Origin of the sequence: Pseudooceanicola spongiae (assembly GCF_014899185.1) — a bacterium.
GTDB lineage: Bacteria > Pseudomonadota > Alphaproteobacteria > Rhodobacterales > Rhodobacteraceae > Pseudooceanicola > Pseudooceanicola spongiae.
Genome location: NZ_CP045201.1, coordinates 3,617,606 through 3,642,925 on the forward strand (window position 1 = coordinate 3,617,606; position 25,320 = coordinate 3,642,925).

Below are 25,320 nucleotides of genomic sequence, written 5' to 3' on the forward strand. Positions count from 1 at the left end.
GCCCGCCCAGGGCAAAGGCATTCCCCGACAATCCGGTGTCTGCTTCCTGCGCATGGCACGAGTCTCATGCAAGGGCTGGGAGCGCGACGTGCCTCGGGTTCGTCCCACCCTGATAATGAGAGTCTGCCGGCTTGAGAGTGGTAATCCGCGGGTTGGCTTTGGTCAGGCGTGCAGGGCGCAGGGCCCTCAAATTGCTCCAGCATCCGGCGCGTTCCTGCGGGGGGGGCTCGTCCAGCTATGAAAGGGGTATGCTCTTTGGTTCGTTGAACCTGCCCGAACATGAAATACCTGCGAACACCGGCAAGATCGGAGCAGCGTTTTGGGCTGAGTTCCTTTATTTTCATGGGGCAGATGCCACCTCCCAAGGGGCAGGTGACTGGTTCGAAACCCGTCGTGGTCACCATTTGCTATATGCGCATGCCACTCATTGCGGCGTAGCAAAGCCGTCTGACCCGCCCTGCACGACATGCCAGTTCTTCTGGCGATCAGGCTCAGGTCAGCGGCCTCCACAGCTGATCAGTCTTGCGGCCTGTCACCACGTCACCACGCAGCGCTGCCTGTCTGAGTGATTTTGCCTATTGACGGCAAAGGATTGCCGACAGATGCCAAGGACAAGGAAAACGGGTAGTGCATCGCGCCCATTACCCTAAACCCGAGAAAATCAGTATGCGTGCCCGGCGCGCAGGATTAATGAGCAGGAGCACAGTTTCGCGTGCCAAACCATGATGCAGCCAGCCGCCCCGTCAGCGGCCCGGCAGTGACGGAGCCATTTCAGCTGCGCGGGCGGTTTCTGACTGCGGTCGCGCTCAGGATAGAAATGGCGCAACCGGATGCGAGCTTCTTTGCGGCGCTGGACGAGAAGCTGAGCTCGGCCCCCAACCTGCTGATCGGTGCGCCGATCGTGCTGGATTTCGAGCGGGTGCCAGAGCTTGCGGACCGCGATCTGCTACGGGAAGTGATCGGTGCGATCCGCGCCAAGGGCCTGCTTCTGTTCGGCGTTCAGAACGTCACGGCGCAGCAGCGCGAGCTGGCCGAAGCCTTCGGCCTGATCCCCCTGCAGATCGGCCGGGATGCCCCCCTGGACAAGCAGCGCGCCAGCGCGCCACAGCAGTCTGCCGATGCGCCGAGCCCTGAAATCAAGGATCCGCCACGGGCGCCTGCAAACCGGATCATCAACAGGCCGGTGCGCTCGGGTCAGATGATCGTGGCCGAAAATGGCGACCTGACGATTGTCGGCTCTGTCGCGTCCGGCGCCGAAGTGGTGGCGGCGGGCAATATTCACATCTACGGCACTCTGCGGGGCCGGGCCATGGCAGGGGCACGAGGCGACACCAGCGCCCGGATCTTCTGTCATCGGCTGGAGGCTGAGCTTCTGGCCATCGCGGGACTATTCCAGACAAGCGAGAAGATCGGCGCAGAGTTTCGCAGCCATAGCGTTCAGATCCATCTCGAAGACGAAAAACTCTGCATTGAGAGGTTTGAATGACAAAGACTGAAGACAAGGCGCTAAAAGACAAGGCGCCGCTTGGCAAGGTGATCGTGATCACCTCTGGCAAGGGAGGCGTGGGCAAGACGACCTCGGCGGCGGCCATCTCCGCCGCTCTGGCGAAACGTGGCCACAAGACCGTCGTCATCGATTTTGACGTCGGTTTGCGCAACCTCGACATGATCATGGGCTGCGAACGCCGTGTGGTTTTCGATTTCATCAACGTCATTCAGGGCGAAGCGCGCCTGAAACAGGCGCTGATCAAGGACAAGCGGCTCGACACGCTGTCGATCCTGCCGACATCGCAGACCCGCGACAAGGATGCCCTGACGCAGGACGGCGTCGAGAAGGTGCTGAACGAACTGAAGGAAGAGTTCGACTACATCGTCTGCGACAGCCCCGCCGGGATCGAGCGTGGCGCCCAGCTGGCGATGTATTTTGCCGACGAAGCCGTGGTCGTGACCAACCCCGAAGTCTCCTCCGTGCGCGACAGCGACCGGGTTCTCGGGCTTCTGTCCAGCAAGACCAAACGCGCCGAAACCGGTGGCGATGAGGTCAAGGCTCAGGTGCTTCTGACCCGTCATGATCAACGCCGCATCGACGCGGGCGAGATGATGACCATCGAGGACGTGCTGGAAATCCTCGCCGTGCCGCTGCTTGGTGTCATCCCCGAAAGCCCCGCCGTGCTGCGTGCCTCGAACGTCGGCACGCCCGTCGTTCTGGACGAGCCCTCGGCGGCGTCGCGCGCCTATGAGGATGCCGTGGCCCGCCTGCTGGGCGAGGAGGTCGAAATGCGTATTGGAAACGAGAAGCGACCGGGTCTCTTTGGCCGGATCTTCGGGCGGTCTGCATGAGCTTGTTTGGTTTTTCGCTCAAACCGCGTCGTCCCAAAACCGCGCAGACAGCCAAGGACCGGCTGCAGATCCTGCTCGCGCATGAGCGCAGTGGCAGCTCTCAGGTGCCGGATTATCTGCCGAAGCTGCAGCAGGATATTCTGGAAGTCATTCGCAAATACATGACGATAGCGGAAGACGACGTTGATATCCGGGTGGAGCATAAGGACGATATCTCCAGTCTTGAGATCAACATCGAGATGCCGACGCCAGAGCAGAAGAAGTCCGGCGCGCAGACTTCGAAACCCGCAAAGTCCTGACCTCACGGGTCAGAGCAATCGCCGACGGGTTGGCCTTTGGGCCGCCCGTCGGTTGGCAAGATCGCCCTCCGCTGCCCGGAGCCGTTTCAACGCCGCAGATGTGGCATGACCTGCACCGCAAAGCTCTGCAGCCCCGAGGGCAGCAATGGCGCCATGACGTTGAAGCCATCCGCCGCGCCCGCGTCTACCCACTCCCGCATCCTTTCCGCCACATCGCGCCCGGTTCCGACCACCAGCAGATGCCCCCGGCCCGCAGCAAAGCGCGCGGCGAGCTGCCGCAGCGTCAGACCCTCCCGTTGCGCGTGATCGATCAGCAGATGCGCCCGCGAATTGCTGAAATCATTCCCGCGCAGCGCACCCGTCTCGAAGGGCAGGGGGGTATCGGGGTCGTGCCCGGCAAGGCTCAGCCCTGTAAACCGTTCGAGTTTGCGCAGGATGTGGTCCATGCCGACACGCTCCGTCAGCGCCTCCAGTTGCGCCTCGGCCTCCCCCCGCGTTTCGGCCACGAAGGGCACTAGACCGGGCAGAACGCAGATCTCCTCGGGCGACCGGCCAGCTTCCTTGGCCAACCGGTGAATCTCACGGCGGAAGGCTTTTGCGCCCTCGATCTCCGATTGCACGGTGAAAACCTGATCGGCATGGCGTGCAGCAAACCGCATGCCCTCCGGCGAAGACCCCGCCTGCGCCAGCAACGGGCGACCATACGGCGCAGGCGAGAGGTTGAGCGCCCCGTCAATCCGCCCGAACCGCCCCGACAGCTGCACCTCAGGCGGCGCGGTGCTCAGCCAGCGCCCGCTGTCCTTGTCGGCCTGTCTCGCAACTCCGTCCCAGCTTGACCAGAGCGCCTTGACCGCGCTGACCACTTCTTCGGCGCGGGCGTAGCGTTCGGCTGTCGGCGGCATCGCGTCCCAACCGAACAGCGCGGCCTCCTGCGGATAAGACGAGGTCACGATGTTCCAGCCCGCCCGCCCGCCGCTGAGATGGCTGAGGGTCAGCAGCCGCCGCGCCAGATGATAGGGATGGTTGAAGCTGGTCGAGGCGGTGCCGGTCAGCCGCAGCCGCTGCGTCGCCCCCGCCAGCGCCGCCAGCACCATCAGAGGGTCGAGCGTTTCCGGCGGATGATGCTCCGGGCGATCCTGCAGACACAGGATATCGCCCAGAAACAGCCCGTCGAACCCGGTGGCCTCGGCTACCCGCGCGCACTCCAGCCAATGCGACAGCTCCAGTGGGGCCGTCGCGGGCATGCCGGGGCTGCGCCATGCGGCCTCGTGACTGCCGTGCCCGAAAAGGACGGCGTTCAGGATCACTCGGTCATCCAGCTCTGGTCGAACCAGCCCGACACGTCACCGGGCCACTCCAGCGCCACCCCGTCCGCGCCGCGCAGCACATCGCTGTCAAACAGGAACCGCGCCATGCCGGAGAAACGATCCGCGTCGATCTTGCCGACCGGCGTATCGCCGTCGCGCAGATAGCCGCCCGCGACGATGCTCTGCATCGAGGCATGCACCAGTTCGGGGTTCGGGAAATCGCCGGCGGCGATCAGCAGTTCTGCGGCCTCGTCAGGGTGATCGGCGGCCCAGGCGTAGCCCTCCTGCGTCGCGTGCATAAAGGCCGCCACCCTCTCGGGATCGTCCTGCAGAACCTCGGCGCGGGTGCCGATATAGCCGTTCTGCTGATCCGGGATGCCGTAGTCTGCATAGGCAAAGGACGACTGCTCGCGCCCCAGCAGTTCGCCGTTCACGCCCTCCCAGGTGGCGACCTCAAGCGTGAAATCGACGCGTCCCGTCGCCAGCGCCTCATAGGCCCCGGCGCCCAGCGTCACCGTGTCATAGACCGGATCGCCGCCGTCGTTGCGGATCATCGTGCCGATCAGCGCATCCTCCCAGACGGTGCCAAAACCCGCATAGGTCTTGCCCGACAGATCTGCGGGGCGGGTAATCTCGGGGTTGTTGCTGTTGTAGACCAGCCGCCCGGTCTCATGCTGCATCGTCGCCCAAAGCGCGGTGATATCGGCATCCGCCCCCCGCGCGCTCATGAACCCGAGCGAGGTCATATAGGCGAAATCCGCAACCCCCGCCGCCAGCAGCGCGGTCGAGCTGGTGTCGGAATAGGGCAGGATCTCCACCTCCAGCCCGGCGTCGTCGTAGAACCCCTTGTCGCGCGCGGCAATCAGCCCGACGTGGTTGGTGTTCAGCACCCAATCGAGGGCGATGGTGACTTTTTCCTGTGCCTCGGCCGTCATCGGCAGGGTCAGGCAGGTGGCAAGAAGCAGAGTGCGGATCATCGGATCAGGTCTCCAGAAGCAGGGATTTCAACAGGGTCCGGGTCTCGGCCAGCGCGGCCTCGGTCCGGCTTTCGCGCGGGGTCAGGATGGGGATATCAGCGACCAAGGGCCCGGGACCTGCGGACATCACAAGGATGCGGTCGGCCATCTGTGTCGCCTCGTGCAGGTCATGGGTGACCATGAGCACGCCGCGCGGCGACGCCTCCAGCCGGGCGCAGAGCCAGTCCTGCATTCTGAGCCGCGTCACCGCATCCAGCGCCGAAAACGGCTCGTCCAGCAGCACGAAGCGGCTGTCCTGCACGATGGTGCGCAGGAAGGCGGCGCGCTGGCGCATCCCGCCCGAAATCTGCTCGGGGTACAGGTCCTCGCACCCCGCCAGACCAAAGGCACCGAAATGCGCGACAACCTCCGCCCGCGCTGCCTTGCGCGACCGCCCCGCCATTTCCAGCCCAAGCGCGGCATTGCCCGCGATGCTCAGCCAAGGGAACAGCGCATCACTTTGCGGCTGATAGGCAAGGTCTGGATGCGGACGCACGATGGGCTGACCATCCAGCGTGATGGCTCCGTCCGCGGTGATAGCGGGAGGCAGGATACCCGCCAGCCACTTCAGCACCGAGGTCTTGCCGCAGCCCGACGGCCCGATCAGGCAGGTGATCCGCCCCTGCTCGAGTGTGCAGGAAAAGTCGGTGACAATCGCCCGCGCGCCCACCCGGATCGTCAGCCCCTCAACGTTCAGCATGACGCGCCCTCCGATGGCCCGGCTCGGTCAGCCGTTCAATCCCGCGCAGCGCGCCCAGCAGAAGCAGGGTCAGACAGGCCGACACGACAACGGCGGCCAACACAAGATCTGCGCGAAAACTGTTCTTGGCGGTCAGGATGTAGATCCCCAGCCCCTGCCGCGCCCCGGCATATTCGGCGAAGATCGTCGCGACGATGGCATAGGTGGCCGAAATCCTCAGTCCCGCAAAGAACGACGCCCGCGCCATCGGCAGCGTCGCACGCCGGAAAATGCGCAAGCGGCCCGCCCGCATCGAGGTCAGCAGATCGAGGTAGGCCTGCGGCACCTGACCATATCCCGACAGCAGGCTGATCAGGATCGGAAAGAAGGTGACAAGGATCACCAGCAGCACCTTGGGCAGCAGCCCGAAGCCGAACCACAGGATCATCAGCGGCGCCAGCGCGACCAGCGGAATGGTCTGACTTGCGACCAGCAGCGGCATCAGGCCGCGCTGAAACCACGGGCTGAAATGCAGCGCGACCGAGGCGGCAAAGGCGAAGAGAACCGACATGGAGAACCCGAGGCTCGCCACCCAGATCGTGCTCAGCGCATGCGGTACGATCCGCGCCCGCTCGACAAACAGTGCGCGCAGCACTTCGGTCGGGGCAGGCAGCACCAACGCCGAAACACCCGACATCATGCAATAAAGCTGCCACCCCAGCAAAAGCGCTGAGGCAAGCAGAAGGGTCGGCAGGATGTGTCGCAGCGACTGCATGACATCTCCGGACGCGAACGGGTTGCGCTAAGGGCGGATCAGCGGCGGCTGGGGCTGTTGGCCGAGGCCGTCAGGTCGATCGTGACGTGACCCGCCGCCGGACCAAACCGCAGGAAGGCCTGACGCACCGTCTCGAACACGGCCCCGGCATCGCCCCTCAGGCGGGTGCAGAAGTTCTTGGACTTCAGGAAGGTGCCCGAGGTCTTCAGGAAGTCGATGCAGCCATAGATCTCGTCCATGTGGCGGTCCTGACCCAGCACATAAAGCGAGAACTGGATGTCGATCTCGACCCCCAGCACCGGCGCCGCGCGCACGGCCTCCAGCGACAACCCCTTACGCTCCTCAAGCGACTGATCCTGCGCCTGGGTCAGCGTCTCGCAGCGGCACGTGGGGTCGTCAGGTTCACCCGGGCAACCGCGCGAAAAGGTGACGTGCATCGTGACATGATCGGGCAGCCGCGCACTGGCGGCGAACAGATCGCGCACTGCGTCGAACAGCGGCTCCGGCGCGCCGACCATCAGGGTCGACATGTCGTCCGTCTCGATCCGCAGGTTGTCTTTATAGGGGGTCAGGGCCGCAAGCCCCGAGGTGATGACATTCACGAAATCGGACGTCATCGGATACAGTGACACTTGCGCGCCTATGAACATGGTCCCTCGCTCCGCCGGCATTATCCGGATCAGCTGTGAAGGGTTCGCGCGGCTTTCGCGCATCTCAGCTCCGGCAGGAGCACCCCTGGATATCGTCCTGCTGTATAGGAGCGCGTGCCGAAGTGTGTCAAGCCACGCGTCGGGCATGGGGGCCTGAGGTGCCCCTGCCGACGCATTCCCTATGCGCCGAGTCGCGACGCAGATATTCCGGCGAATATCTTCACGTCAAACGCGCTTCACAGCGCTGAATTTAATGCACTATTTTAATATTTTCGCCCTTTTCCCTTAAGACGTCTCATTAAACGCGCAGATGCCCGGTTTCCGAGTATGATTGCGCGGATCAGAACACCATTCGGCTTCAGTAAACCGTTAAGTGAACTGTGCGACAAGGATCGGAAATGCAAGGAACCTCCAAGGGAAGCGCATGAGTATCCTCAGAACCTGCCTCGCAAGTCTCACGACCATATTTGTGTCGATGCACTCCGTCTTCGCGCAAGAGGCGCCAGTGACACCGCCGGACACCGCAATCGAGCTCTATGTCGATGCAGATTTCACACTGAACGCGCCAAGCGCCGCGGCGATCGAGCTTGGCATACGCTCCGCCCTTCACCTGTCGGGGGACCGCATCGCCGGGCAACCCGTTCGTCTGATCCGTCGCGACCACGCAGGCAACGTCCGGCGGTCGCATCAGACGCTGCAGGAGGCGGCTGAAAACCCGAATGTGCTCGCGGTTTTCGGCGGGCTGCATTCTCCGCCCTACCTTCAGCATGGCTCTGATGTGAATGCCTCCGGACTACCGCTGCTGTTGCCATGGTCTGCGGCCGGGGCGCTGACCCGGCTGTCCTCTGGCGACAGCAACTTTATTTTCCGCCTGTCCGTCGATGACACAAAGGCGACGAAATTCCTGATCACGGAGGCGGTGGACGAGGGCGGATGCAAGGCCCCCGCGCTGCTTCTGCTCGATACCGGCTGGGGCCATTTCGCCCATGATAAAATGATGGCCGAACTCGATGCCAAGGGGATCCGGCCCGCGCATATCGGCTTCATCACCGTCGGGCTGGGGCGCGTTTCTGCCAAGGCCATCGCAAATGAGGTGGTCCGCAGCAAGGCCGATTGCGCCATCATGCTGGCCAATGCCGGCGAAGGCTCCCTGATTACGGAGGCCCTCGCGCAGACCGCGACAGGCAAGCTTGACCTCTATTCGCACTGGGGGATCGCCAGCGATGATTTCTCCAAAAGTACCAGCGTTGCCGCGCGCGAAAAACTGCACCTTCGGGTTCTGCAAACCTGCAATGTCGCAAGCCATGTCAGCGCCTCCGACCGGCTGGAGGAGGCTCTGGCGGCTGCCAGAGCGGTTGACCCATCGCGCGACCTGACCGATCTTTCGGAGCTTCCTGCCAATGTCGGATTCGTGCATGCCTTTGATCTTACACGCATTCTGATTGCAGCGGCAGATCAGGCCTCCTTCGATGACCGCTGGCAAGAAGGGATCAAATCCCGACGCGTCGCCCTGAAAGAGGCGCTTGAGGGGCTGCACGCTCCCGTTGACGGCGTGATGGATCTCTATGCGCCCCCCTTCGCGCCCAGTTCCGCGCAGGAACCTGACGCCCACGAAGCCCTCGGCACCCGGCATCTGTGCTTTGCGCAATTCACTCCGGATGGTCGTCTGCCATGGAGCATCCGGACGGACGCGCAGTAGATCCATGAACCCCGCGCGCGCCATCAAGGTTCGATTCTGGCTGACGGTCTCGACGGTTTGCGCCCTTGCCATGGCGTTGACCGGCCTCTCCGTCTGGGCCTCCGCACGGCCATTTGTCGAGGAAATTCAAGAGCGTCAGATCACCAAGGTCGCCGAGAATACCGTTCTGCAGATTTATCAGAGCCTGCAGGAACATGACTTGCTGATGTCCTTTCTGGCCCATCAGCCCGAGTTGATTTCCGTGGCACTGGGCTATGATGACAATGCCAATATTGTGCGGGATTATCTGGAAGGCCTGTCTGCCCCTGCAAGCTTTGAAGTGGTGACGCTGTTCGATTTCATGGGCAATCCGCTGTCGCGACTGGATTCTCTGGACAAGGATCATTTCAGGTTCTCCTCTGAGGTCGAGCAGAGCCTGATAGAGAGCACTCAGTCTGTTTTTGCCGACCAAGGCTCTGGCCAGCCCCGCAGACCGATTGCGTTCTACAGCGACGGAGATACCGGCCATTTCCTGATCAGCGAGCCGGTGCAATCCGGCGGTGCCTATCAGGGTGCCATCCTCGCGCAGATTGACATCAATCTGGCCACCGTCCTTCCCAAAAGTGACGGCCTCTTCCCGACGCGTCTGATCGCACCGACCCCTCCGGCCAATGCGGGCGAGGGTGCGGACGATATTGCTGCCGGGGGGCCGGCCCCGCTGTCCTCGGTCCGGCCGCCAGAGGATGTCAGGGTCTTCAACATCCCCAATTTTGCGCTTGATGTCATTGTGACGCCGAACTGGGCTCAGCTCCGTTCGGTCAGCACACGTCTGGTCAAGGAAAGTGTGCTGGCCATTGGCATTTCGCTGCTCGCGCCCTTTCTCCTGCTGGCCTGGTTCGGCAATCGTCTCTTGGTCAAGCCTCATGTTCTGCTTGCGCAGCAACAAAAGGAATTGTCCGAACTGGCCTCTGTTGCGCGCAATGCCAATGACGCCATCCTCATGACGGGTCTGGATAGAAGGGTGATGTGGGTGAATCCCGCATTTGAAACCCTATCGGGCTTCAGCGCGCGATCGGTCATTGGACAGAGGCCGAGTACGATCCTGCAAGGCGCTGAAACCGATGTATCCACGATCCGCGCCATTTCTGAGGCCCTGCGAAACTACAAGCCGATCAAGGTCGAGATCCTGAACTACAATCGTCTGGGCGACAGATATTGGATCAGCCTCTCTATCACGACGTTGTTTGATACCTCGGGCAAGCCCTATGGCTTCATGGCCATCAGCAGCGACATCACCGAACAGAAGCTGCAATCCCAGAGGTTCATGGCCGCGCAGCTGGAAATCGAGCATCAATCCCTGCACGATGCCCTGACCGGATTGCCGAACAGACGGGCATTGCGGGATGCGCTGGATGCGCGGGCAAATGATCCTGAAGACAGTTCCGTTACCCTTGTCCGGATCGATCTGGATCACTTCAAGTTCGTGAATGATACGCTGGGCCATGCCGCCGGGGATCATGTCCTGTGCGAAGTCGCCCGCATTCTGAAAGAGGAGACCAAGCAGGGCGAAGTCGCGGCCAGGATCGGCGGGGATGAGTTTATCTTGCTGATGTCACGGGGCTATGGCGTTGAGGCAGCCGAAGCCACGGCGCGGCGCATGCTGAAACGGATTCAGGAGCCGATGAAATTTGGTGACATGACCGCAAGGGTGGGGGCCAGCTTTGGCATTGCAACGACCTCGGGCGGGATGATTTCAGCGGCTGAAATCAACGTTGCCGCGGATGAGGCGCTCTATCGGGCAAAGGATTCGGGACGTAACGCGATTTGCATCTACACGGAGGAGCTTCACAAGGAATCCCTTATTCGCCGTGATCTGGTGTCGCGGCTGCCGAAAGCGATACGGGATCTTGAATTTGTTCCGCACTACCAGCCGCAGGTGAACGCCCGCACGGGCGAGGTCGTCGGCGTCGAAGTCCTGTCGCGCTGGCAGCTTCCCGGTGGCGAGATGCTCTCTCCGGTCGCCTATCTCTCCATCGCCAAAAAGGTCGGTCTGCTGGGAGAGGTCGATTCCGCGCTGTTTCGTCGTGCGATTGATGAGCTTTCGCGCATCAACAGCGACAGAATCCATGTGCCGAAAGTGTCCTTCAATGTCACCGCCGAACGGCTGCAGGACAGAAAACTTCTGCAGTATATGCGCGCATTCAGTCAAACCTCCGACATCCGCATCGCCTTCGAAATCCTCGAATCCGTTTTCGTCGAGGAGCAGTCCAATTCCTTCATGTACCACCTCGATCTTCTGAGAGAGGCGGGCGTCGCCTTGCAGATCGACGATTTCGGTTCGGGCCATGCCTCGATCATCGGCCTGATGCATGCACGCCCCGACAGTCTGAAGATCGACCAACAGCTGGTCATTCCGGTGACGCAGTCCGAAACGGCCAGAAGTCTTTTGAAGTCCATTGTGGATATTGCGAATGCGCTCGACATCGCCGTGATCGCCGAAGGCGTTGAAACCTATGACCACGTGCGGATTCTGTCCGAGATCGGGATCGATATATTGCAGGGGTATTATTTCGCAAAACCAATGAAGGCAGAGGATCTGATCATCTACCTCAAGGTAGATCAGGCAAAGCGGCAGTGTCTGAAGTAAGGGGCAAAGGCTGACGTAAATCTCCCCGATCTATCCACCGCAGCTCGGGTGTCGGTCGCCCCAGATCCGGCGGATATCACGGCTCATCTGGCGTTTCTCGATCTGGGTCAGACGGGTCTGAGCTGCGGCAGTGTCCCCGCCGCAGCTCAGCAGGGTTTTGCGCCAGTGGCGCAGCGCCGAACGGGCGGACCACGGCAGAGCCGCCTGCGCCAGCCAGGCACGCAGATCTGGTGGCAGCCGGTCGTAGGCGTCCATCACATGCCCCTGCCGCTGGCGTTTGCTCAGTGTGGTCCGGCTATTGGAGGCGGGCGCGCGGTCTGCCATGATCACGCGCTTTCGGCGCGTTTCCAGGCCGGGAACGGGTCGGCAAGGCCGCGCCAGAGGTCAGGTGTGAAGCCCCGGTCCGCGACCAGAGCCGCGTCGAGCGTTGCCGTGATCTCCGCCCGGTCCATGCCTGATCCGATAAACACCAGTTCCTGACGGCGGTCACCGAAGGGCTCCTGCCAGTGCCGCTCAAGATAGGCGGCGGCTGCCGGAGTATCGGGGCGGCGGTCCAGCGGCACAGTGGCCCACCAGTTGCCCAGGGGTTTGACGCTGCTCAGCGCCCCGGCGAGCGAGAATTCGGCCAGCCAGTCGGGCCGGGTCGCGATCCAGAAATGGCCTTTGGCGCGGATCACCCCGGGCATAGGGCCGTTCAGCGCATCATAGATTTTTTGCGGCGCGAAGGGGCGGCGGGCGCGATAGACAAAGGACGACACACCGTATTCCTCGGTCTCGGGGATGTGTTCGGCAAAGCCATAGAGCTCCTTCGCCCAGAGCGGATGTTCATGCGCGGTGTCGAAATCGAACAGCCCGGTGTCGAAGATCCGGTCCTGTGGCACGCGGCAAAAGTCGGTCTCGATGATCTCGGCGTCGGGGTTCAGCGCGGTGATGATCTTGCGCGCGGCATCGCGCTTTTCCGCCCCCGCCTCGGTCGTCTTGTTCAGGATCACCACGTCGGCGAATTCGATCTGATCGACCAGCAGATCGACCAGCGTGCGACCGTCGTCCTCGCCCATGCTTTCGCCCCGGTCGCGCAGAAAGTCGTGGCTGGCGTAATCGTTCAGCAGGTTCACGCTATCCACCACCGTCACCGTGGTATCCAGCCGCGCCACGTCCGAAAGGCTGTCGCCAAACTCATCGCGAAATTCAAAGGTGGCGGCGACGGGCAGGGGTTCGGACACACCGGTCGATTCGATCAGCAGATAGTCAAAGCGCCCCTCTGCGGCGAGGCGGCGCACCTCTTGCAGCAGGTCATCGCGCAGGGTGCAGCAGATGCAGCCGTTGCTCATCTCGACCAGCTTTTCCTCGGTCTGGCTCAGATCCGCACCGCCGGCGCGCACCAGATCGGCGTCGATGTTCACCTCGGACATGTCATTGACGATGACCGCGACACGCCGCCCGTCGCGGTTGTTCAGCACATCGTTCAGCAGCGTGGTTTTCCCCGCCCCGAGAAACCCGGACAAAACCGTCACGGGCAGGCGCCTATCCTTGGCTGACATCAAGATCTCCATGTGTTACGTTATAACAATACACATATGAAAACCCCTGACCGCGCGCAACCGGCTTTTCCATCGCCAGCGCCACCTTGCCCTCGCGTCTAAATGTTCCTAAATTGTTCCGAAGTGATACCGGAGGGTGACATGACACAACACGCCCGCGGGCAATCGCGCGGGGTTGAGCGGCTGTACCTGGATTTCGACAGCTTCTTTGCCTCGGCGGAACAGCACTTCAATCCCAGCCTGCGGGGTCGCCCCGTGGGGGTGTTGCCGCTCGATTCGCCGCATACCTCCTGCATTGCCGTCAGCCGGCAGGCCAAGGCTCTGGGCGTGAGGTTCGGCACCTCGGTCAGTCAGGCGCGGGCGATAATCCCCGACATGGTCTTCGTCGTCGCCCGTCATGACGTCTATGTCCGGCTGCACAACCGCATCCTCGACGTGATTGAGGGCTGCCTGCCCGTGGCCCGCGTCCGCTCGATTGACGAGGTGGTCTGCCATCTGCTGCCGGCCGAGGCGCAGGAAGGCCCCGCCCTTGCTGCCCGCCTGAAACGCGCGCTGGCCGAGTCGTTCAGCGACGTCCTCACCTGTTCCATCGGCATGGCCCCGACCGAGCTGCTGGCCAAGATCGCGGCCGAGCGCAACAAGCCCGACGGCTTTCTGCTGATCGAGGCGGATCAGCTGCCGATGTGCCTCGCCGATATCGAGCTCGGGGATTTGCCCGGTGTTTCAAGGGGGATGCGCGCCCGTCTCGCCGCGGCGGGTGTGCGCGATTTTACGGCGCTCTGGGCGCTGGCGCCGAAACAGGCCCGCGCCATCTGGGGCAGTGTCGAGGGCGAGCGGTTCTGGAACGGCCTGCATGGCTATCACACCGAACGCCCCGAAACGGCGAAACGCATGTTCGGCCACAGCCGTGTGCTGCCCCGCGACTGGCGCACCCCCGACAAGATCCGTATCTGTGCCCGCCTGCTGACCGAAAGCGCCGCGCGCCGCCTGCGCCGCGCCAACATGCGCGCCACGAAACTCTCGCTCAGCTTCAACGGCGGCGCGCGCGGGCCGACGCGTCGCGCGCCCGCCGATCAGCACTGGAGCTGGGAGCAGGGCTTTCTGCCCGCCCGCGACGATCACACCTTCCTGCAGGCGCTATCCGAAGGGCTGAGCCGGGCCGAGCACGCCCTGCGCTTCAGCCCCCGGTCGGTCAGCGTGATGATCCACGGTCTGCTCGGCGAGGCGGAGATGACGGGCGATCTGTTCGACAGCATGATCCCCGATCAGACCCACGCCAGCACCACGCAGCAGCGCGCCAAATGGGAAAAGGTCAGCGATCTGATGGACACTCTGCGCGCGACCTATGGGTCTGGGGCGATTTCGCTGGGGCCGCGGGGCGAGGTGCCGGGGCGCTATCTCGGCGCCAAGATCGCCTTTGGCCGCATCCCCGACGAGGCTGATTTCAGCGAGGTCGCCGTGCCCGACGCGGCGACGCATTTCCTGTCGTTCTGACGCCTCAGACCGGCGCCGATGCCTGCGCCATCTCCAGAAACGCGCGCGCGGCGGGCGACAGATCATGCCGGGCGCGGGTGTACTGCATGAACCGGCGACGGCTGGCCGCGCCTTCAAACGGCAGGAACGTGACGCCAAAGACCGGCGCAAAGATCGCCGCATAGGCCGGGGCGACGGTGACATAATCCTCGCGCCCGATGATGGCCAGCGCGCTCATCATCCCCATGACGCGCATGTCGCCCGCGCGCGGCGTGGCGCCGTGCCCCAGCAGGCTGCGATGCAGCACCTCGCTGAAATCATTGGAGTATGTGATCCAGCGCGCCGTCTCGACCGCCGCCATGTCGGGCCGCTTGTCCGCCGTGCACAGCCTCGATCCGTTGCGCACCACCAGTTGCATCGGCACATCCCAGAGTGGCGCGGCGGAGATACCACTGCTCAGCGCGCGCTCGGGTCCGATCCCGACTTCGGCCGCGACGCCCGCGACCCGATCCATCACCCCGTCGCCGTCGGCCTCCACAATCGAGACCTCGATATTGGGATATCGGGCGCGAAACGGCCCCAGCACCTGAGGCAACCAGCAACACCCCAGCATCTGCGGCACGGCCAGCCGCAGATGGCCACGCTGCAGCAGCCGCAGATCAGTGGCCGAGTCGGTGATGTTGCGCAGATCCTCCAGCACCCGCAGCACGGTGGGCATGATCTCGGTGCCAAATTCTGTCAGATGCGCGCCGCGCCCTGTGCGCTCAAACAGGGTCACCCTCAGCTCGATCTCGAACTGGCGGATCAGCATCGACACCGCCGCCTGCGTCAACCCCAGTTCCTCGGCCGCAGCGGTAAAGCTGCGCGCATCGGCCACCGCGCGAAACGCCCGAAGCTGCCTGACAGAGATCGACATAATAAAACCTTATGGATCAGTAAAACCATTTCATTTGTATTATTGCGCCTGCCCCCGGACAATCAAGCAAGCCCGCAAATAAACACGAGAACCGGAATACCATGCATATCGCAATCATCGGCACGGGGATCGTCGGGGTCGCCACCGCAGCCTGGGCGCAGCGCGACGGTCACAGCGTCACCTTCATCGACCCGATCGAGGCGGGCGAGGCCTGCTCCTTCGGCAATGCCGGATCGCTGTCGCCCAGTGCCGTTTTGCCCGTCGCGATGCCCGGAATGTGGAAGAAAGTGCCGAAATGGCTGCTTGATCCCGATGGCCCGCTGGTGATCCGCAGCCACTACCTGCCCAGCGTCCTGCCCTGGCTGATGCAGTTCCTGCGCCATGCCAACGAGCGCGAGGTGACGCGCATCGCCACCGCCATGCGCGGCCTGCTGGCCCCGGTGTTCGACGCCTATACCCCGCTGCTGCAACGCGCCGGGGCGATGTCGCTGCTGCGCCAGAACGGTTGTCTCTATGTCTATTCCTCGCGGGAATCGGCGCAAAAATGGGCATGGGGGGCAAATCTGCGCCGCAGCCTCGGGGTTGAGATGCAGCCGCTTGAGGGCGAGGCCCTGTTCGCGCTTGAGCCGGATCTGCGCGGCTCCTTCGGCTTTGGCCAGTTCGCGCCCGACAACGGCTCGACCCCCGACCCCTCGGCGCTGGTCAAGGCGATCTACGGTCAGGCGATCAGGGACGGCGCGACCCATCTGCGCGCCCGCGTCACCGGCTTTCGCCGCACGGGGGCCCGCGTCGATGCGGTGCTCACCGATACTGGTGGCGAGGTCGCGGTCGACGGAGTCGTGGTCGCCGCCGGGGCATGGTCGGGCGTTCTGGCGCGTCAGCTGGGCACGAAGGTGCCGCTGGAAAGCCAGCGCGGCTATCACGTCACCCTGACCGAGCCGGGCATCAGCCTCAGCCGCAATGTCATGGCGGTCGAGCAGAACATCATGGTGAACCCGATGACCATGGGCCTGCGTCTGGCCGGCACGGTCGAGCTGGCGGGCCTGAAGGCGCCGCCGAACTACGCCCGGGCCGAAGCTCTGCTGAACGTCGGTCGCAAGATGTTCCCGACCCTGAACCCCGACCCGCACGAGGTCTGGATGGGCCATCGTCCCTGCATGCCGGATTCGATGCCGGTGATCGGGCTGGCACCGGGCTGTGACAACGCCTGGCTCGGCTTTGGCCATGGCCATGTCGGCATGTGCGGCGGCGCCACCACGGGGCGCGAACTGGCCAACCTGATCGCCAACCGCGCGCCCGAAATCGACCTTGCCCCCTTCGCCCCCGGCGCTTCACGCGGGCAGGGCGCAAAGCCGCCTGAGCGCGGCACCAAGGGTCCCCTCGGGGGCCCCAATACAAACGCATAAGGCCCAAAGGGCCACATCCAACAGACAGGAGAGACGACAATGACCAGGATTATCAAACGACAGTTTCTGAAAGGTCTGGGCGCCCTTGCCCTCGCCATGACCGCAGGCCTTTCCGCGCCCCTCGCGCAGGCGGCCGAGGGCTTTCCCGACAAGCCGATCACCATCGTTGTGCCCTTCCCGCCGGGCGGCTCGACCGACCTGCTGGCGCGCAAGATTGGTGAATCCCTCGCCGCCTCTCTGGGCCAGCCGGTCGTGGTGGAAAACCGTGGCGGGGCAGGGGGCACGGTGGGCGCCAACTACGTCGCCAAGTCCGACCCCGATGGCTATACGCTGCTGATGGGCGTCACCGGCTCGAACGCGATCAGCGCCGCGCTGCGCGATGATCTGCCCTACAACCCCGTCACCGATTTCGCCCCGGTCAGCATCGTCATCTCCTCGCCGCTCGCGCTGGTGGTCAATGCCGACAGCGCCTTCCAGAGCGTCGGCGACGTGATCACCTATGCCAAGGAAAACCCCGACACCTTCACCCATGGCACCCCCGGCGTCGGCACCTCGATGCACATGGCGGGAGAGCTGTTCGCGCTCGATTCCGGCACCACGCTGGTCCACGTCCCCTACAAGGGCAGCGCTGCAGCGCTTCAGGATCTGCTCGGCGGGCGCATTGATGCGATGTTCGGCGATATCCTCGTGACGTCCGAGTATATCGAGGCCGGTCGCCTGCGCGCCCTTGGCGTCACCGGAACGCAGGAACACTACCTGCTGAAAGGCGTCCCCACCATCGCCGAGGCAGGCCTGCCGGGCTACGCCGCCGTGTCCTGGCAGGGCCTCTTTGCGCCCGCCGGCACCCCCGATGACGTGCTCGCCACGCTCTACGGCGCGATCGAGGCGGCGCTGCAGACCGAAGACCTGCAAGCCCTGTTCCGCGAGCGCGGCTTCCTGGTCGAGGGGATGGACCCTGCGACCTCGAAAGCCTTCATCGCCGATGAGGTCGCCAAATGGACCAAGGTCGTCGACGCCGCTGGTCTGAAGCAATAATGTCCGCTGCCCGGTCCGGGGGCATCGCCTCCGGGCCGGGCGTCACCTCGCATCCCGGATCGCCGCCTTGAACCGACATCTGATTTCCCATTACCTGCCCGGCGCCATCGTGGTGGCGGCCGGGCTGGCCATTGCGCTGGTGGCCGGGACCTATCCCCTCGGCAGTCTGCTGCGCCCCGGTCCCGGCTTCTTTCCGATGGTCGTCGCCGTGCTTCTGGCGCTGCTCGGCCTCGGCGTACTGGGCGAAGCCTTCGCCGCCCGCCGCGCCGCCGCGCCCCCGCAACAGCCGTTCCCCTGGCGCGCCGTGCTCTGCACCTGCGCCGCCGTTCTGGCCTTCGCGTTCAGCGTTGAGCGTATCGGCTTCATCCCCGCCGCCTGCCTGCTGATCGCCATCACCGCCTTTGCCGAGCCACAGCGCAGCTGGCCCCGTCTGGCCATTGTCGCGCTGTTCATCGCGGTGTTCGGCAGCATCGTCTTCATCTGGGGCCTCGGCCTGCCGCTCAACACCTTCGGAGCCTCCTGATGGATATCCTGCACGGAATTGAGCTGGGCCTGCACACCGCCCTCACCTGGCACGCGCTGCTCTATTGCCTGATCGGGGTCAGTGTCGGCACCTTCGTCGGCGTGCTGCCGGGGATTGGTGCTCTGGCCGCGATTTCCCTCGCGCTGCCGCTGACCTATTACCTTGACCCGACCGACGCGCTGATCATGCTCGCGGGCATCTTCTACGGCGCGCAATACGGCGGCTCCACCGCGTCGATCCTGCTGAACCTGCCGGGCACCGCGACCGCCGCCATCACCTGCCTCGACGGCTATCCACTGGCGCAGCAGGGCAAGGCGCCGCTGGCGATCTTTGTCACTGCGATCAACAGCTTCGTCGGCTCGACCTTCGCGATCATCCTCGTCATGGGCTTCGCGCCGCTGATCGCGGAATTCGCGCTGAAGTTCGGTGCGGCGGATTACTTCGCCGTCATCCTGCTGGGCCTCGTCGCCGCCTCGACCATGACCCTCGGCTCGCCGTTCAAGGCGCTGGGGATGGTGGTCTTCGGCCTCGCCCTCGGGATGGTCGGCACCGACGTCAACACCGGCCAGTTCCGATTTACCTTCGGGGTGTTTGAGCTGGCGGACGGCTTCAGCATCGTCGCCCTCGCCATGGGTCTGTTCGGCGTCGCCGAGATCATCGCCAATATCGGCCAGCCCGCCGGCGTCATGCAGGCCGTCGGCAAGATCCGCTTTCGCGACATGCTGCCGACCCGCAAGGAATGGAAGGTCATCACCTGGCCGACCCTGCGCGGCTCCGCCATCGGGTCTTTCGTCGGCGCGCTGCCGGGCACCGGGCCGGGCATCGCCTCGCTCATGGCCTACGCGGTGGAAAAGCGCATCTCCAAGCACCCCGAAACCTTCGGCAAGGGCGCGCTTGAGGGGATCTCGGCCCCCGAAGCCGCCAATAACGCCAGCGTGCAGGCCGCCTTCATCCCCACCCTCAGCCTCGGGATTCCCGGCGATGCGGTGGTGGCCGTGCTGATGGGCGCGATGATCCTGCACGGCATCACGCCGGGGCCGAACCTGATCAACGAACAGCCGCAGATGTTCTGGGGCCTGATCATGAGCTTCTGGGTCGGCAATCTGCTGCTGCTGGTCCTGAACATCCCGCTGATCGGCATGTGGGTCAAACTGCTCTCCGTACCCTACCGTATGCTCTATCCCTGCGTGCTGATCTTCATCTGCCTCGGGGTCTATTCCGCCAACAACAACGTCTTCGACATCTTCGTCGTGCTCGGCTTCGGCATCTTGGGTTACCTGATGCGCCGCACCGGATTTCCGGCGACGCCGGTGCTGCTCGGCTTCATCCTCGGCCCGCTGCTGGAGGAGAACTTTCGCCGCGCCATGCTCCTCTCCAAGGGCGATCTGATGGTGTTCTTTGAAAGCCCAATCAGCGCGGTGTTCATGGGCCTCAGCCTGCTGTTCATCGCCTCGGTCTTTCTGCCCGGCCTGCGCGCAAGGCTGTCGCGCCGCGCCCCCAAAGCCTCCGAGTAAACCATGAAAAAGGCCCGCAGCTGATCCTGCGGGCCTTCACGTCTCACTCCGGCGTGCCGTATCCCGCCCCGCCCGAGCTTTCGATCACCAGCACATCGCCCCGGTTCAGCACCACGGCCGAGCGCGCGGTCAGCTCCTGCCGCGCCCCATCCGCGCGGATCACGGTCGCAGCCGAGCCCTTGGGCGATCCGCCGCCATGCGCGCCCTGCGCGACGCGGGCAAACCGCTCGCCCCGGATCGAGGCGGCGATGCCATCGCTCAGCGCCTCATAGGTCCGCCGGATGCCGTCGCCGCCGCGAAACCGCCCCGGCCCGCCCGACCCGGCCCGGATTTCCGCCGCACGAAGCCGCATCGGCACCAGCGCCTCCAGTGATTCAGCCGAGATGTTCATCGCATTGCCCACGTCGGTCGAGATCCCCGGCGCGCCATCCGCATGGGGTCCGCCGCCCGCGCCGCCCGCCACGATCTCGGTCGAGAGAAACGGCGCGCCGGTCGCATCCTTGCCCGAAAACGCGATGACATAGGACATCCCCGAATTCGCGGCGGGCATCCGTTCAGCATCGGCCTGCGACAGCGCCTGCAGCACGGCCGAGGTGATGCAGCGCACCATGTTCATCCGCGCATTCACGGCGGCGGGCAGGGCGGCGTTGACCACGCTCGCCTCCGGCAGCTGCAGCGTGATCCGCCGCAGAATGCCGCCGTTGCGCAGCGCAGTGTCCCCGACCAGCGTCAGCAGCCCGTAAAACACCGCCGACAACGGACCCGAGCGCACGCAGTTCACCGGCGCCTGCACCTGAGGCGAGGAGCCGTGGAAATCCGCCACCAGCCGCCCGTCGCGGATCGCAATGGCGACATGCGCCTCGCACGGTCCGAGGTCCGTCACCGGGTCCAGCGCATCCATACCGTGAAACGGCCCGGCGGGCAGAGCGCTCAGCCGCGCGACGGTCTCGTCCTCGGCGCGGTCCAGCAGGGCCTCGAGCGCGCGCAAAAACGCCGCTGTTCCGAGGTCCTGCGCAATGCGCCGCACCCCATGCGCGGCACTGCGCCCGGCGGCCAGCTGCGTCTCAAGATCGCCCAGCACCACATCCGGCGCACGCGAGGCGGCGCGGATCAGATTGGTGAACTCGCGCGTGAAGCCAGCGCTATCCCCCACCCGCATCGGCGGAATCCGCAGCCCCTCGTGATAGATCTCAGTCGCATCCGGCGGCACCGAGCCTGCCCTTGTGCCGCCGATATCCTGATGATGCAGCAGGCTGGCCGACAGCGCGATCAGCGCCGCGCCCGCAAAGACAGGCTGCACGACGGCGATATCGGGCAGGTGGGTGCCCCCCGAAAACGGGTCGTTGGTGACAAAGACATCGCCCGGGCGCATCTGGTCCGCCGGGTACTCCCCCAGGATCGCCCCGACCGCGCCGGGCAGCGCGCCCAGCAGCAGCGGGATCGCCTCGGCCAGCGCCAGCAGCTCTCCACGCGCGGTGAAAAGCGCGCAGGAGGCATCGGCCCCCTCGCGCACCACCGGCGACACGGCGACCCGCAGCAGCGTCTGCTGCATCGCCTCGGCCAGTCCATCAAGACGCAGTTGCAGGATCGTCAGGGCATCGCTCATCGGGCGCTCCTCTCCAGTCGATAGGCCGTGTCGGTGCGGCTCAGGCGCCAGCCCTCAGGGCACCAGATCGCTCCGGCTTCGGTCGCGATCAAGCCTGTCGCGGCGCCGTCGCCAAGCTCCGCCATCGGCGGCACCGGCCCGCGCGTATCGCGGTAGACGGCGATCGAGAACAGATAGCCCGGCCCCGGCGGCGCAATGCCGAACTCCGCGCGAAACCCTGCCGCGAAAGCCTCGCCGATCTCCGCGCCGCTGGCCGGTCGCGCGCCCAGAATCAAGGGCATTGCATGCATCTGCCGCCGCGCCGCCAGCGACAGCGCGTAGACCAGAGGGCCAGAGCCGTCGCAGGCCCCCTCCAGCCGGTCCAGCAGCGCGTCAAGAGCCTCCGCGCTCAGCGCCTCCAGCCCCAGATCCACCCGCGCAAAGGCCTCGCTGCGCCGTGCCGCCTGCATCAGGCCAATCGCACCTGAGGCCCCCGGCGCGCGCGGCAACAGCACCCGCTCCAGCCCCATAGCCGCCGCGATATCTGCGGCCAGCAGCGCCCCCGTGCCGCCCATCACCGCAAGCGACGCGCGCCCCGGATCGATGTTGCGCCGTGTTGCGTAGCGGGTCAGCGCATAGGCCATCCGGTCCGCCGCCGCCGCGACGACCGCCTCGGGCGAGAACGGCGCGCTCCATACGCCAGCGTCCGGCAAACGGCCAAGCGCCGCCAGCGCATCATCCAGCCGTGGCCCCTCGTCCACGTCAAAATTCAAACCCCGCGGCCCCGTGCCAACCCGCCGGGTGCCGCCAAGCGCAATGCTCTCGATATCCGTGCAGGCCTCGCGCAGCGGCACCCCCGCCAGCAGCCCCGTCTCCGACATCCCCGGCTGCCCGCCGCGCCCGGTCGACATATCAGCGCTGAGCGAACCGATATCCGCCGCAATCACCACCCCATCCGCCGACAGATCCGCTCCAGCCCGCGCTGCCGCCGCCGGCGCGCCCGACAGCAAGATCGCCCGATGCGCGCGCGCCGCCGCGTCGGACACCAGAACGCCGCGACCATCGCCGAACAGCAGCTCTCCCGCAAAGCCGCGAGCCGCCAGCGCCGCGCGCACAGCCGCCAGAGGGGCGTCCATCCGCGCCGCCAGCCAGGCGTCGCTCAGCACGGAAACGGTGCGTTCATATTCCCTCGGTGCGGGATCAACCTGATGCGACAGGCTCAGGCTCACCTCTGGCAATGCCGCGCGGATCGCCTCGGCCAGCGCCAGCTCCTGCGCGGGGTTCACATGGGCAAACAGCAGGCAGATCGCGACCGCGCGCACCTCCCGCGCCCGCAGCCCCGCAATTGCCGCCGCGATATCGGCAGGGTCCAGCGGTGCCAGCTCGGCCCCCGTCGCGTCCAGCCGCCCGCCAATCTCGTGGCTGTCCTCGGGCGCCACCAGAAACACCGGCGCAGGCGAGCGCGCCACCGGATCATAGAGCGCCGCGCGGTTCTGCCGCCCCAGCCGCAACGTGTCGCCAAAGCCCCGCGTGCTCAGCAGCGCGACCGGCATCGGTCTGCGCGCCAGCAGCGCATTCAGCGGCGCGGTGGTGACCAGCCGCAGCTCCTGCAGGCGCTCCGCCTCCAACTCCAGCGCCTCCAGCCCCGCCACAAGATCGGCGGCCATGTCGCCGGAGACGGGCCGCTTGAGGATGCGCAGCCCCGCGTCATCCCAGGCGACGAAATCGGCAAACCGCGCGCCGAAGTCTACGGCAAGGCGACTCATGCTGCGCCTGTCCCGGCAGGCCAGCGGATGCCCCATGGTGCGCTCAGCGTCAGAAATTCGGTGTCGCGCGCCGCCTCGCCGGTCTTCCACATCAGCGAGGTGAAACAGGCGGGCTGGTCCAGCGCGACGATGCCGTGGTGCCACAGCCCCGGCGCATAGGTCACGACGTCCTGCGGCCCGGCGACAAAGGCAAGCGGCGCGCCCTCGGGCCCCTCTGGCCAGACGACGACCAGCCAGCGCGCGGCGCCCATCGGGCTGAACATCTGCGACGACAGCACATGCCGCTCGATCACGGTGGCGACCAGCAGATCCTGCTCCGGCGGCACCTCGTAGAAATCCAGCCGGGGCTCTGTCGCCTCGGGGTCGTGGGGAAAGTCGGTGTCGCTCTTGCTCAGCAGCACATGACCGCCCCGGATCGCCTTGACCGCGCCCAACCCGGGCCGCGCGACATGGCCATAGGGCGCAAAGGCCTCGGGGCTCAGCGGGCGCGCCTGAATCTGGCGCAGCGCCGGGGTCGGATCGGGGTGGCGGTCGGTCATGGGCTGTCCTTCGTCGCTGCGCTCCGCAGAGCCGGGGGCGTGCTCAGGGTCTACGTCAGCCGGCACGCTCTGCCCAGAATAGCGCCGCTTGGCCGTGCTATAAATCCACAATTTGATGTATTATCGCACAAATGTTGTCTCAATCGACGGTGGAGCGGCGAGGCGCTGTCTCCGTCGATCACGGTCTGCCGCGTTAACCTGTCCGATCCACGCGAAACCGCACCGTTCGGATACCGTTCAGATACCGACCGGATACCGACATCGCAAAACTGCCAATAGGTCATATTAACTTGAGCTTTGCGTCGATCCGGCAAAAGGATGTCTGGGACGCGCCGAGCCCCCTGCGACATGGCCCGCCCGCCGCCTTCCCTTGCACCGGCGGGCGCGGGCCTTACCTATGAGACAGCACTGCGACGCCCCCCTAAGCGACCCAACAAAGGCCCTCTATGACCAGACGCAACAAGACTGCAGCAACGCAGACCGCCGACCTCAAGGAGGCCGAGCGCCCGCGTGCCCCGGCCATTCCGGGGGCCACCGAGCGGCACCGCCGCCAGGGGCGTCATCTGGCCGCTATCCACCGGATGCACCTCAGCGATGTCGCTGAAATCCGTAATATCATCAAGCGGATAGACAAGGATAGCGGGGCGCCGGGGCAGCTGGACGACAAGATGAAAAGCCTCGCCATGACCCGCAATCTGCGCAGTTTCGGCACGCTCTGCGGTGGTGAATGTAACCGTCTTCTGTTCCACCACGATGCCGAAGAACAGCAGGTGTTTCCGATTCTTGAGCTGCTCGGCAGCGATGGTCTGCGCGCCGTCGTGCAGAAATTGCGCGACGAACACGAGGTCATCCATGCCCTGCTGCGCGATCTCGCCAGTGGCGCCAAGCGTGTGCGCTCGGCTCCCAATGCGGCCGCCTACGCCGCGTTGCGCGCCACTTTCACCTCGCTGGAAGGGGCGCTCAAGTCGCATTTTCACTACGAGGAGACCGAGCTCGAAGAAGCCCTCGGTGTGCATGACGCCCTATGAAAACTCTAGGAAAAAGGACCTGATATGACCCTCAAACTCAAAGTCATTACTGGCTCGACCCGCCCCGGCCGCGTTGGCCCCACCATTGCCAAATGGGTGACCCAAGCCGCTGAAGCCAATGGCAATTTCGCCGTGGAGGCCGTGGATCTTGCAGACATCAACCTGCCGTTGCTCGACGAGTCGACCCACCCTGCGATGCAGCAGTACGAACACGAACACACCAAGCGTTGGAGCGCGATCATCGGTGACGCGGACGCCTTCGTTTTCGTCACGCCCGAGTATGATTTCTTCGCGCCCGCCTCGCTGGTGAATGCCGTGCAGGTGCTGCTGAAGGAATGGAAATACAAGCCCGCCGGCGTCGTCAGCTACGGCGGCATTTCGGGGGGGCTCCGCTCCGCGCAGACCCTGCGCCAACTGCTCGGAAACGTCGGCGTTGCGGCGATTCCGGAAGGCGTGCCACTGCCGTTGTTCCCTGAGTTCATCAGCGACGACGGCACCTTCGTGCCCAACGACAAGGTCAAGGAAGGTGCCAACGCCATGTTCTCAGAACTGGCACGTTGGGGCGAAGCTCTCAAGCCGATGCGCAGCGCCTAAGCTATCGTA

General features: G+C 64.8%; 23 protein-coding genes and 1 riboswitch. Of the genes, 12 read left to right on the forward strand and 11 right to left on the reverse strand.

Features of this window, described 5'->3' with window-relative positions; genetic code table 11:
• Positions 1-712: 712 nt before the first annotated feature.
• The 3 genes from minC to minE are packed head-to-tail and all read left to right on the forward strand — an operon-like array spanning position 713 to position 2,639.
• On the forward strand, positions 713-1,486 hold the full coding sequence (minC, locus tag F3W81_RS16965) for a septum site-determining protein MinC (protein WP_193080461.1): 774 nt from the start codon (positions 713-715) through the stop codon (positions 1,484-1,486).
• Complete coding sequence (gene minD, locus F3W81_RS16970) at positions 1,483-2,340, forward strand: septum site-determining protein MinD (RefSeq protein WP_193080463.1); 858 nt, start codon at positions 1,483-1,485, stop codon at positions 2,338-2,340. Before minC ends, minD begins: the two co-directional genes overlap by 4 nt.
• Positions 2,337-2,639 (forward strand): cell division topological specificity factor MinE, encoded by a 303-nt coding sequence (gene minE, locus F3W81_RS16975; RefSeq protein ID WP_193080465.1) that lies wholly within the window; start codon positions 2,337-2,339, stop codon positions 2,637-2,639. The genes minD and minE overlap by 4 nt, the downstream gene beginning before the upstream one ends.
• A gap of 86 nt (positions 2,640-2,725) precedes the next feature.
• Here minE and F3W81_RS16980 read toward each other — a convergent pair whose 3' ends face one another.
• Genes F3W81_RS16980 through F3W81_RS17000 form a run of 5 tightly spaced genes read right to left on the reverse strand, consistent with a single transcriptional unit; the run spans position 2,726 to position 7,033 of the window.
• Positions 2,726-3,946, reverse strand: a complete 1,221-nt coding sequence (locus tag F3W81_RS16980) for an NtaA/DmoA family FMN-dependent monooxygenase (protein ID WP_193080467.1) — start codon at positions 3,944-3,946, stop codon at positions 2,726-2,728.
• Complete coding sequence (locus F3W81_RS16985) at positions 3,943-4,923, reverse strand: ABC transporter substrate-binding protein (protein WP_193080469.1); 981 nt, start codon at positions 4,921-4,923, stop codon at positions 3,943-3,945. The genes F3W81_RS16980 and F3W81_RS16985 overlap by 4 nt, the downstream gene beginning before the upstream one ends.
• Positions 4,924-4,927: 4 nt before the next feature.
• Positions 4,928-5,662: an ABC transporter ATP-binding protein gene (locus F3W81_RS16990; protein ID WP_193080470.1), complete on the reverse strand. Its 735-nt coding sequence runs from the start codon at positions 5,660-5,662 to the stop codon at positions 4,928-4,930.
• Positions 5,649-6,416: an ABC transporter permease gene (locus F3W81_RS16995; RefSeq protein WP_193080472.1), complete on the reverse strand. Its 768-nt coding sequence runs from the start codon at positions 6,414-6,416 to the stop codon at positions 5,649-5,651. Before F3W81_RS16995 ends, F3W81_RS16990 begins: the two co-directional genes overlap by 14 nt.
• 38 nt (positions 6,417-6,454) lie before the next feature.
• Entirely contained in the window at positions 6,455-7,033 is a 579-nt protein-coding gene (locus tag F3W81_RS17000; protein ID WP_264298875.1) for a Ykof family thiamine-binding protein, read from the reverse strand.
• A 22-nt stretch (positions 7,034-7,055) separates the two neighbouring features.
• Positions 7,056-7,163, reverse strand: a riboswitch (TPP riboswitch).
• 327 nt (positions 7,164-7,490) lie between these two features.
• Between F3W81_RS17000 and F3W81_RS17005 the strand changes: the two genes are divergently transcribed.
• On the forward strand, positions 7,491-8,765 hold the full coding sequence (locus F3W81_RS17005) for an ABC transporter substrate-binding protein (protein ID WP_193080475.1): 1,275 nt from the start codon (positions 7,491-7,493) through the stop codon (positions 8,763-8,765).
• Positions 8,707-11,391: a putative bifunctional diguanylate cyclase/phosphodiesterase gene (locus F3W81_RS17010; protein ID WP_193080477.1), complete on the forward strand. Its 2,685-nt coding sequence runs from the start codon at positions 8,707-8,709 to the stop codon at positions 11,389-11,391. The genes F3W81_RS17005 and F3W81_RS17010 overlap by 59 nt, the downstream gene beginning before the upstream one ends.
• Before the next feature lie 30 nt (positions 11,392-11,421).
• Here F3W81_RS17010 and F3W81_RS17015 read toward each other — a convergent pair whose 3' ends face one another.
• Positions 11,422-11,715 carry a DUF6525 family protein gene (locus F3W81_RS17015; RefSeq protein WP_226941722.1) on the reverse strand — a complete coding sequence of 98 codons (294 nt, stop codon included), beginning with the start codon at positions 11,713-11,715 and terminating at the stop codon, positions 11,422-11,424.
• A 2-nt stretch (positions 11,716-11,717) separates the two neighbouring features.
• On the reverse strand, positions 11,718-12,932 hold the full coding sequence (locus F3W81_RS17020; RefSeq protein WP_193080479.1) for a GTP-binding protein: 1,215 nt from the start codon (positions 12,930-12,932) through the stop codon (positions 11,718-11,720).
• A gap of 141 nt (positions 12,933-13,073) precedes the next feature.
• Between F3W81_RS17020 and F3W81_RS17025 the strand changes: the two genes are divergently transcribed.
• Positions 13,074-14,426, forward strand: a complete 1,353-nt coding sequence (locus F3W81_RS17025; protein WP_193080481.1) for a Y-family DNA polymerase — start codon at positions 13,074-13,076, stop codon at positions 14,424-14,426.
• A 4-nt stretch (positions 14,427-14,430) separates the two neighbouring features.
• On the opposite strand, the gene F3W81_RS17030 is transcribed toward F3W81_RS17025, so the two are convergent.
• Positions 14,431-15,321 (reverse strand): LysR family transcriptional regulator, encoded by an 891-nt coding sequence (locus F3W81_RS17030; RefSeq protein WP_193080483.1) that lies wholly within the window; start codon positions 15,319-15,321, stop codon positions 14,431-14,433.
• A gap of 101 nt (positions 15,322-15,422) precedes the next feature.
• On the opposite strand from F3W81_RS17030, the gene F3W81_RS17035 reads away from it, so the two are divergent.
• The 4 genes from F3W81_RS17035 (at position 15,423) to F3W81_RS17050 (ending at position 19,799) form a co-directional block, all read left to right on the forward strand.
• Positions 15,423-16,727 (forward strand): NAD(P)/FAD-dependent oxidoreductase, encoded by a 1,305-nt coding sequence (locus F3W81_RS17035; protein ID WP_193080484.1) that lies wholly within the window; start codon positions 15,423-15,425, stop codon positions 16,725-16,727.
• Between the two features lie 39 nt (positions 16,728-16,766).
• Positions 16,767-17,762 (forward strand): Bug family tripartite tricarboxylate transporter substrate binding protein, encoded by a 996-nt coding sequence (locus F3W81_RS17040; RefSeq protein WP_226941723.1) that lies wholly within the window; start codon positions 16,767-16,769, stop codon positions 17,760-17,762.
• 67 nt (positions 17,763-17,829) lie between these two features.
• Positions 17,830-18,285, forward strand: coding sequence for a tripartite tricarboxylate transporter TctB family protein (locus F3W81_RS17045; RefSeq protein WP_193080485.1), 456 nt, complete (start codon positions 17,830-17,832; stop codon positions 18,283-18,285).
• Positions 18,285-19,799: a tripartite tricarboxylate transporter permease gene (locus F3W81_RS17050; RefSeq protein WP_193080487.1), complete on the forward strand. Its 1,515-nt coding sequence runs from the start codon at positions 18,285-18,287 to the stop codon at positions 19,797-19,799. Before F3W81_RS17045 ends, F3W81_RS17050 begins: the two co-directional genes overlap by 1 nt.
• Before the next feature lie 43 nt (positions 19,800-19,842).
• On the opposite strand, the gene F3W81_RS17055 is transcribed toward F3W81_RS17050, so the two are convergent.
• Genes F3W81_RS17055 through F3W81_RS17065 form a run of 3 tightly spaced genes read right to left on the reverse strand, consistent with a single transcriptional unit; the run spans position 19,843 to position 23,689 of the window.
• A complete protein-coding gene (locus F3W81_RS17055) occupies positions 19,843-21,405 on the reverse strand; it encodes a hydantoinase B/oxoprolinase family protein (RefSeq protein WP_193080489.1) in 1,563 nt (520 codons plus the stop codon).
• The gene (locus F3W81_RS17060; protein ID WP_193080491.1) at positions 21,402-23,150 is read right to left on the reverse strand and encodes a hydantoinase/oxoprolinase N-terminal domain-containing protein; all 1,749 of its coding nucleotides are present in this window, start codon (positions 23,148-23,150) and stop codon (positions 21,402-21,404) included. The genes F3W81_RS17055 and F3W81_RS17060 overlap by 4 nt, the downstream gene beginning before the upstream one ends.
• Positions 23,147-23,689 carry an ureidoglycolate lyase gene (locus tag F3W81_RS17065; RefSeq protein ID WP_193080493.1) on the reverse strand — a complete coding sequence of 181 codons (543 nt, stop codon included), beginning with the start codon at positions 23,687-23,689 and terminating at the stop codon, positions 23,147-23,149. Before F3W81_RS17065 ends, F3W81_RS17060 begins: the two co-directional genes overlap by 4 nt.
• Before the next feature lie 446 nt (positions 23,690-24,135).
• Between F3W81_RS17065 and F3W81_RS17070 the strand changes: the two genes are divergently transcribed.
• Positions 24,136-24,717: a hemerythrin domain-containing protein gene (locus tag F3W81_RS17070; protein WP_193080495.1), complete on the forward strand. Its 582-nt coding sequence runs from the start codon at positions 24,136-24,138 to the stop codon at positions 24,715-24,717.
• A 24-nt stretch (positions 24,718-24,741) separates the two neighbouring features.
• The gene (locus F3W81_RS17075; protein ID WP_193080497.1) at positions 24,742-25,311 is read left to right on the forward strand and encodes an NADPH-dependent FMN reductase; all 570 of its coding nucleotides are present in this window, start codon (positions 24,742-24,744) and stop codon (positions 25,309-25,311) included.
• The last annotated feature ends 9 nt before the right edge of the window (positions 25,312-25,320 follow it).

Bases quoted from the DNA above. Each gene is read 5' to 3' on its own strand.
- minD (WP_193080463.1), top strand. From the start codon at position 1,483: ATGACAAAGACTGAAGACAAGGCGCTAAAAGACAAGGCGCCGCTTGGC.
- minE (WP_193080465.1), top strand. From the start codon at position 2,337: ATGAGCTTGTTTGGTTTTTCGCTCAAACCGCGTCGTCCCAAAACCGCG.
- F3W81_RS16985 (WP_193080469.1), bottom strand. From the start codon at position 4,923: ATGATCCGCACTCTGCTTCTTGCCACCTGCCTGACCCTGCCGATGACG.
- F3W81_RS16990 (WP_193080470.1), bottom strand. From the start codon at position 5,662: ATGCTGAACGTTGAGGGGCTGACGATCCGGGTGGGCGCGCGGGCGATT.
- F3W81_RS16995 (WP_193080472.1), bottom strand. From the start codon at position 6,416: ATGCAGTCGCTGCGACACATCCTGCCGACCCTTCTGCTTGCCTCAGCG.
- F3W81_RS17000 (WP_264298875.1), bottom strand. From the start codon at position 7,033: ATGACGTCCGATTTCGTGAATGTCATCACCTCGGGGCTTGCGGCCCTG.
- F3W81_RS17005 (WP_193080475.1), top strand. From the start codon at position 7,491: ATGAGTATCCTCAGAACCTGCCTCGCAAGTCTCACGACCATATTTGTG.
- F3W81_RS17015 (WP_226941722.1), bottom strand. From the start codon at position 11,715: ATGGCAGACCGCGCGCCCGCCTCCAATAGCCGGACCACACTGAGCAAA.
- F3W81_RS17020 (WP_193080479.1), bottom strand. From the start codon at position 12,932: ATGTCAGCCAAGGATAGGCGCCTGCCCGTGACGGTTTTGTCCGGGTTT.
- F3W81_RS17025 (WP_193080481.1), top strand. From the start codon at position 13,074: ATGACACAACACGCCCGCGGGCAATCGCGCGGGGTTGAGCGGCTGTAC.
- F3W81_RS17030 (WP_193080483.1), bottom strand. From the start codon at position 15,321: ATGTCGATCTCTGTCAGGCAGCTTCGGGCGTTTCGCGCGGTGGCCGAT.
- F3W81_RS17035 (WP_193080484.1), top strand. From the start codon at position 15,423: ATGCATATCGCAATCATCGGCACGGGGATCGTCGGGGTCGCCACCGCA.
- F3W81_RS17040 (WP_226941723.1), top strand. From the start codon at position 16,767: ATGACCAGGATTATCAAACGACAGTTTCTGAAAGGTCTGGGCGCCCTT.
- F3W81_RS17050 (WP_193080487.1), top strand. From the start codon at position 18,285: ATGGATATCCTGCACGGAATTGAGCTGGGCCTGCACACCGCCCTCACC.
- F3W81_RS17055 (WP_193080489.1), bottom strand. From the start codon at position 21,405: ATGAGCGATGCCCTGACGATCCTGCAACTGCGTCTTGATGGACTGGCC.
- F3W81_RS17060 (WP_193080491.1), bottom strand. From the start codon at position 23,150: ATGAGTCGCCTTGCCGTAGACTTCGGCGCGCGGTTTGCCGATTTCGTC.
- F3W81_RS17065 (WP_193080493.1), bottom strand. From the start codon at position 23,689: ATGACCGACCGCCACCCCGATCCGACCCCGGCGCTGCGCCAGATTCAG.
- F3W81_RS17070 (WP_193080495.1), top strand. From the start codon at position 24,136: ATGACCAGACGCAACAAGACTGCAGCAACGCAGACCGCCGACCTCAAG.
- F3W81_RS17075 (WP_193080497.1), top strand. From the start codon at position 24,742: ATGACCCTCAAACTCAAAGTCATTACTGGCTCGACCCGCCCCGGCCGC.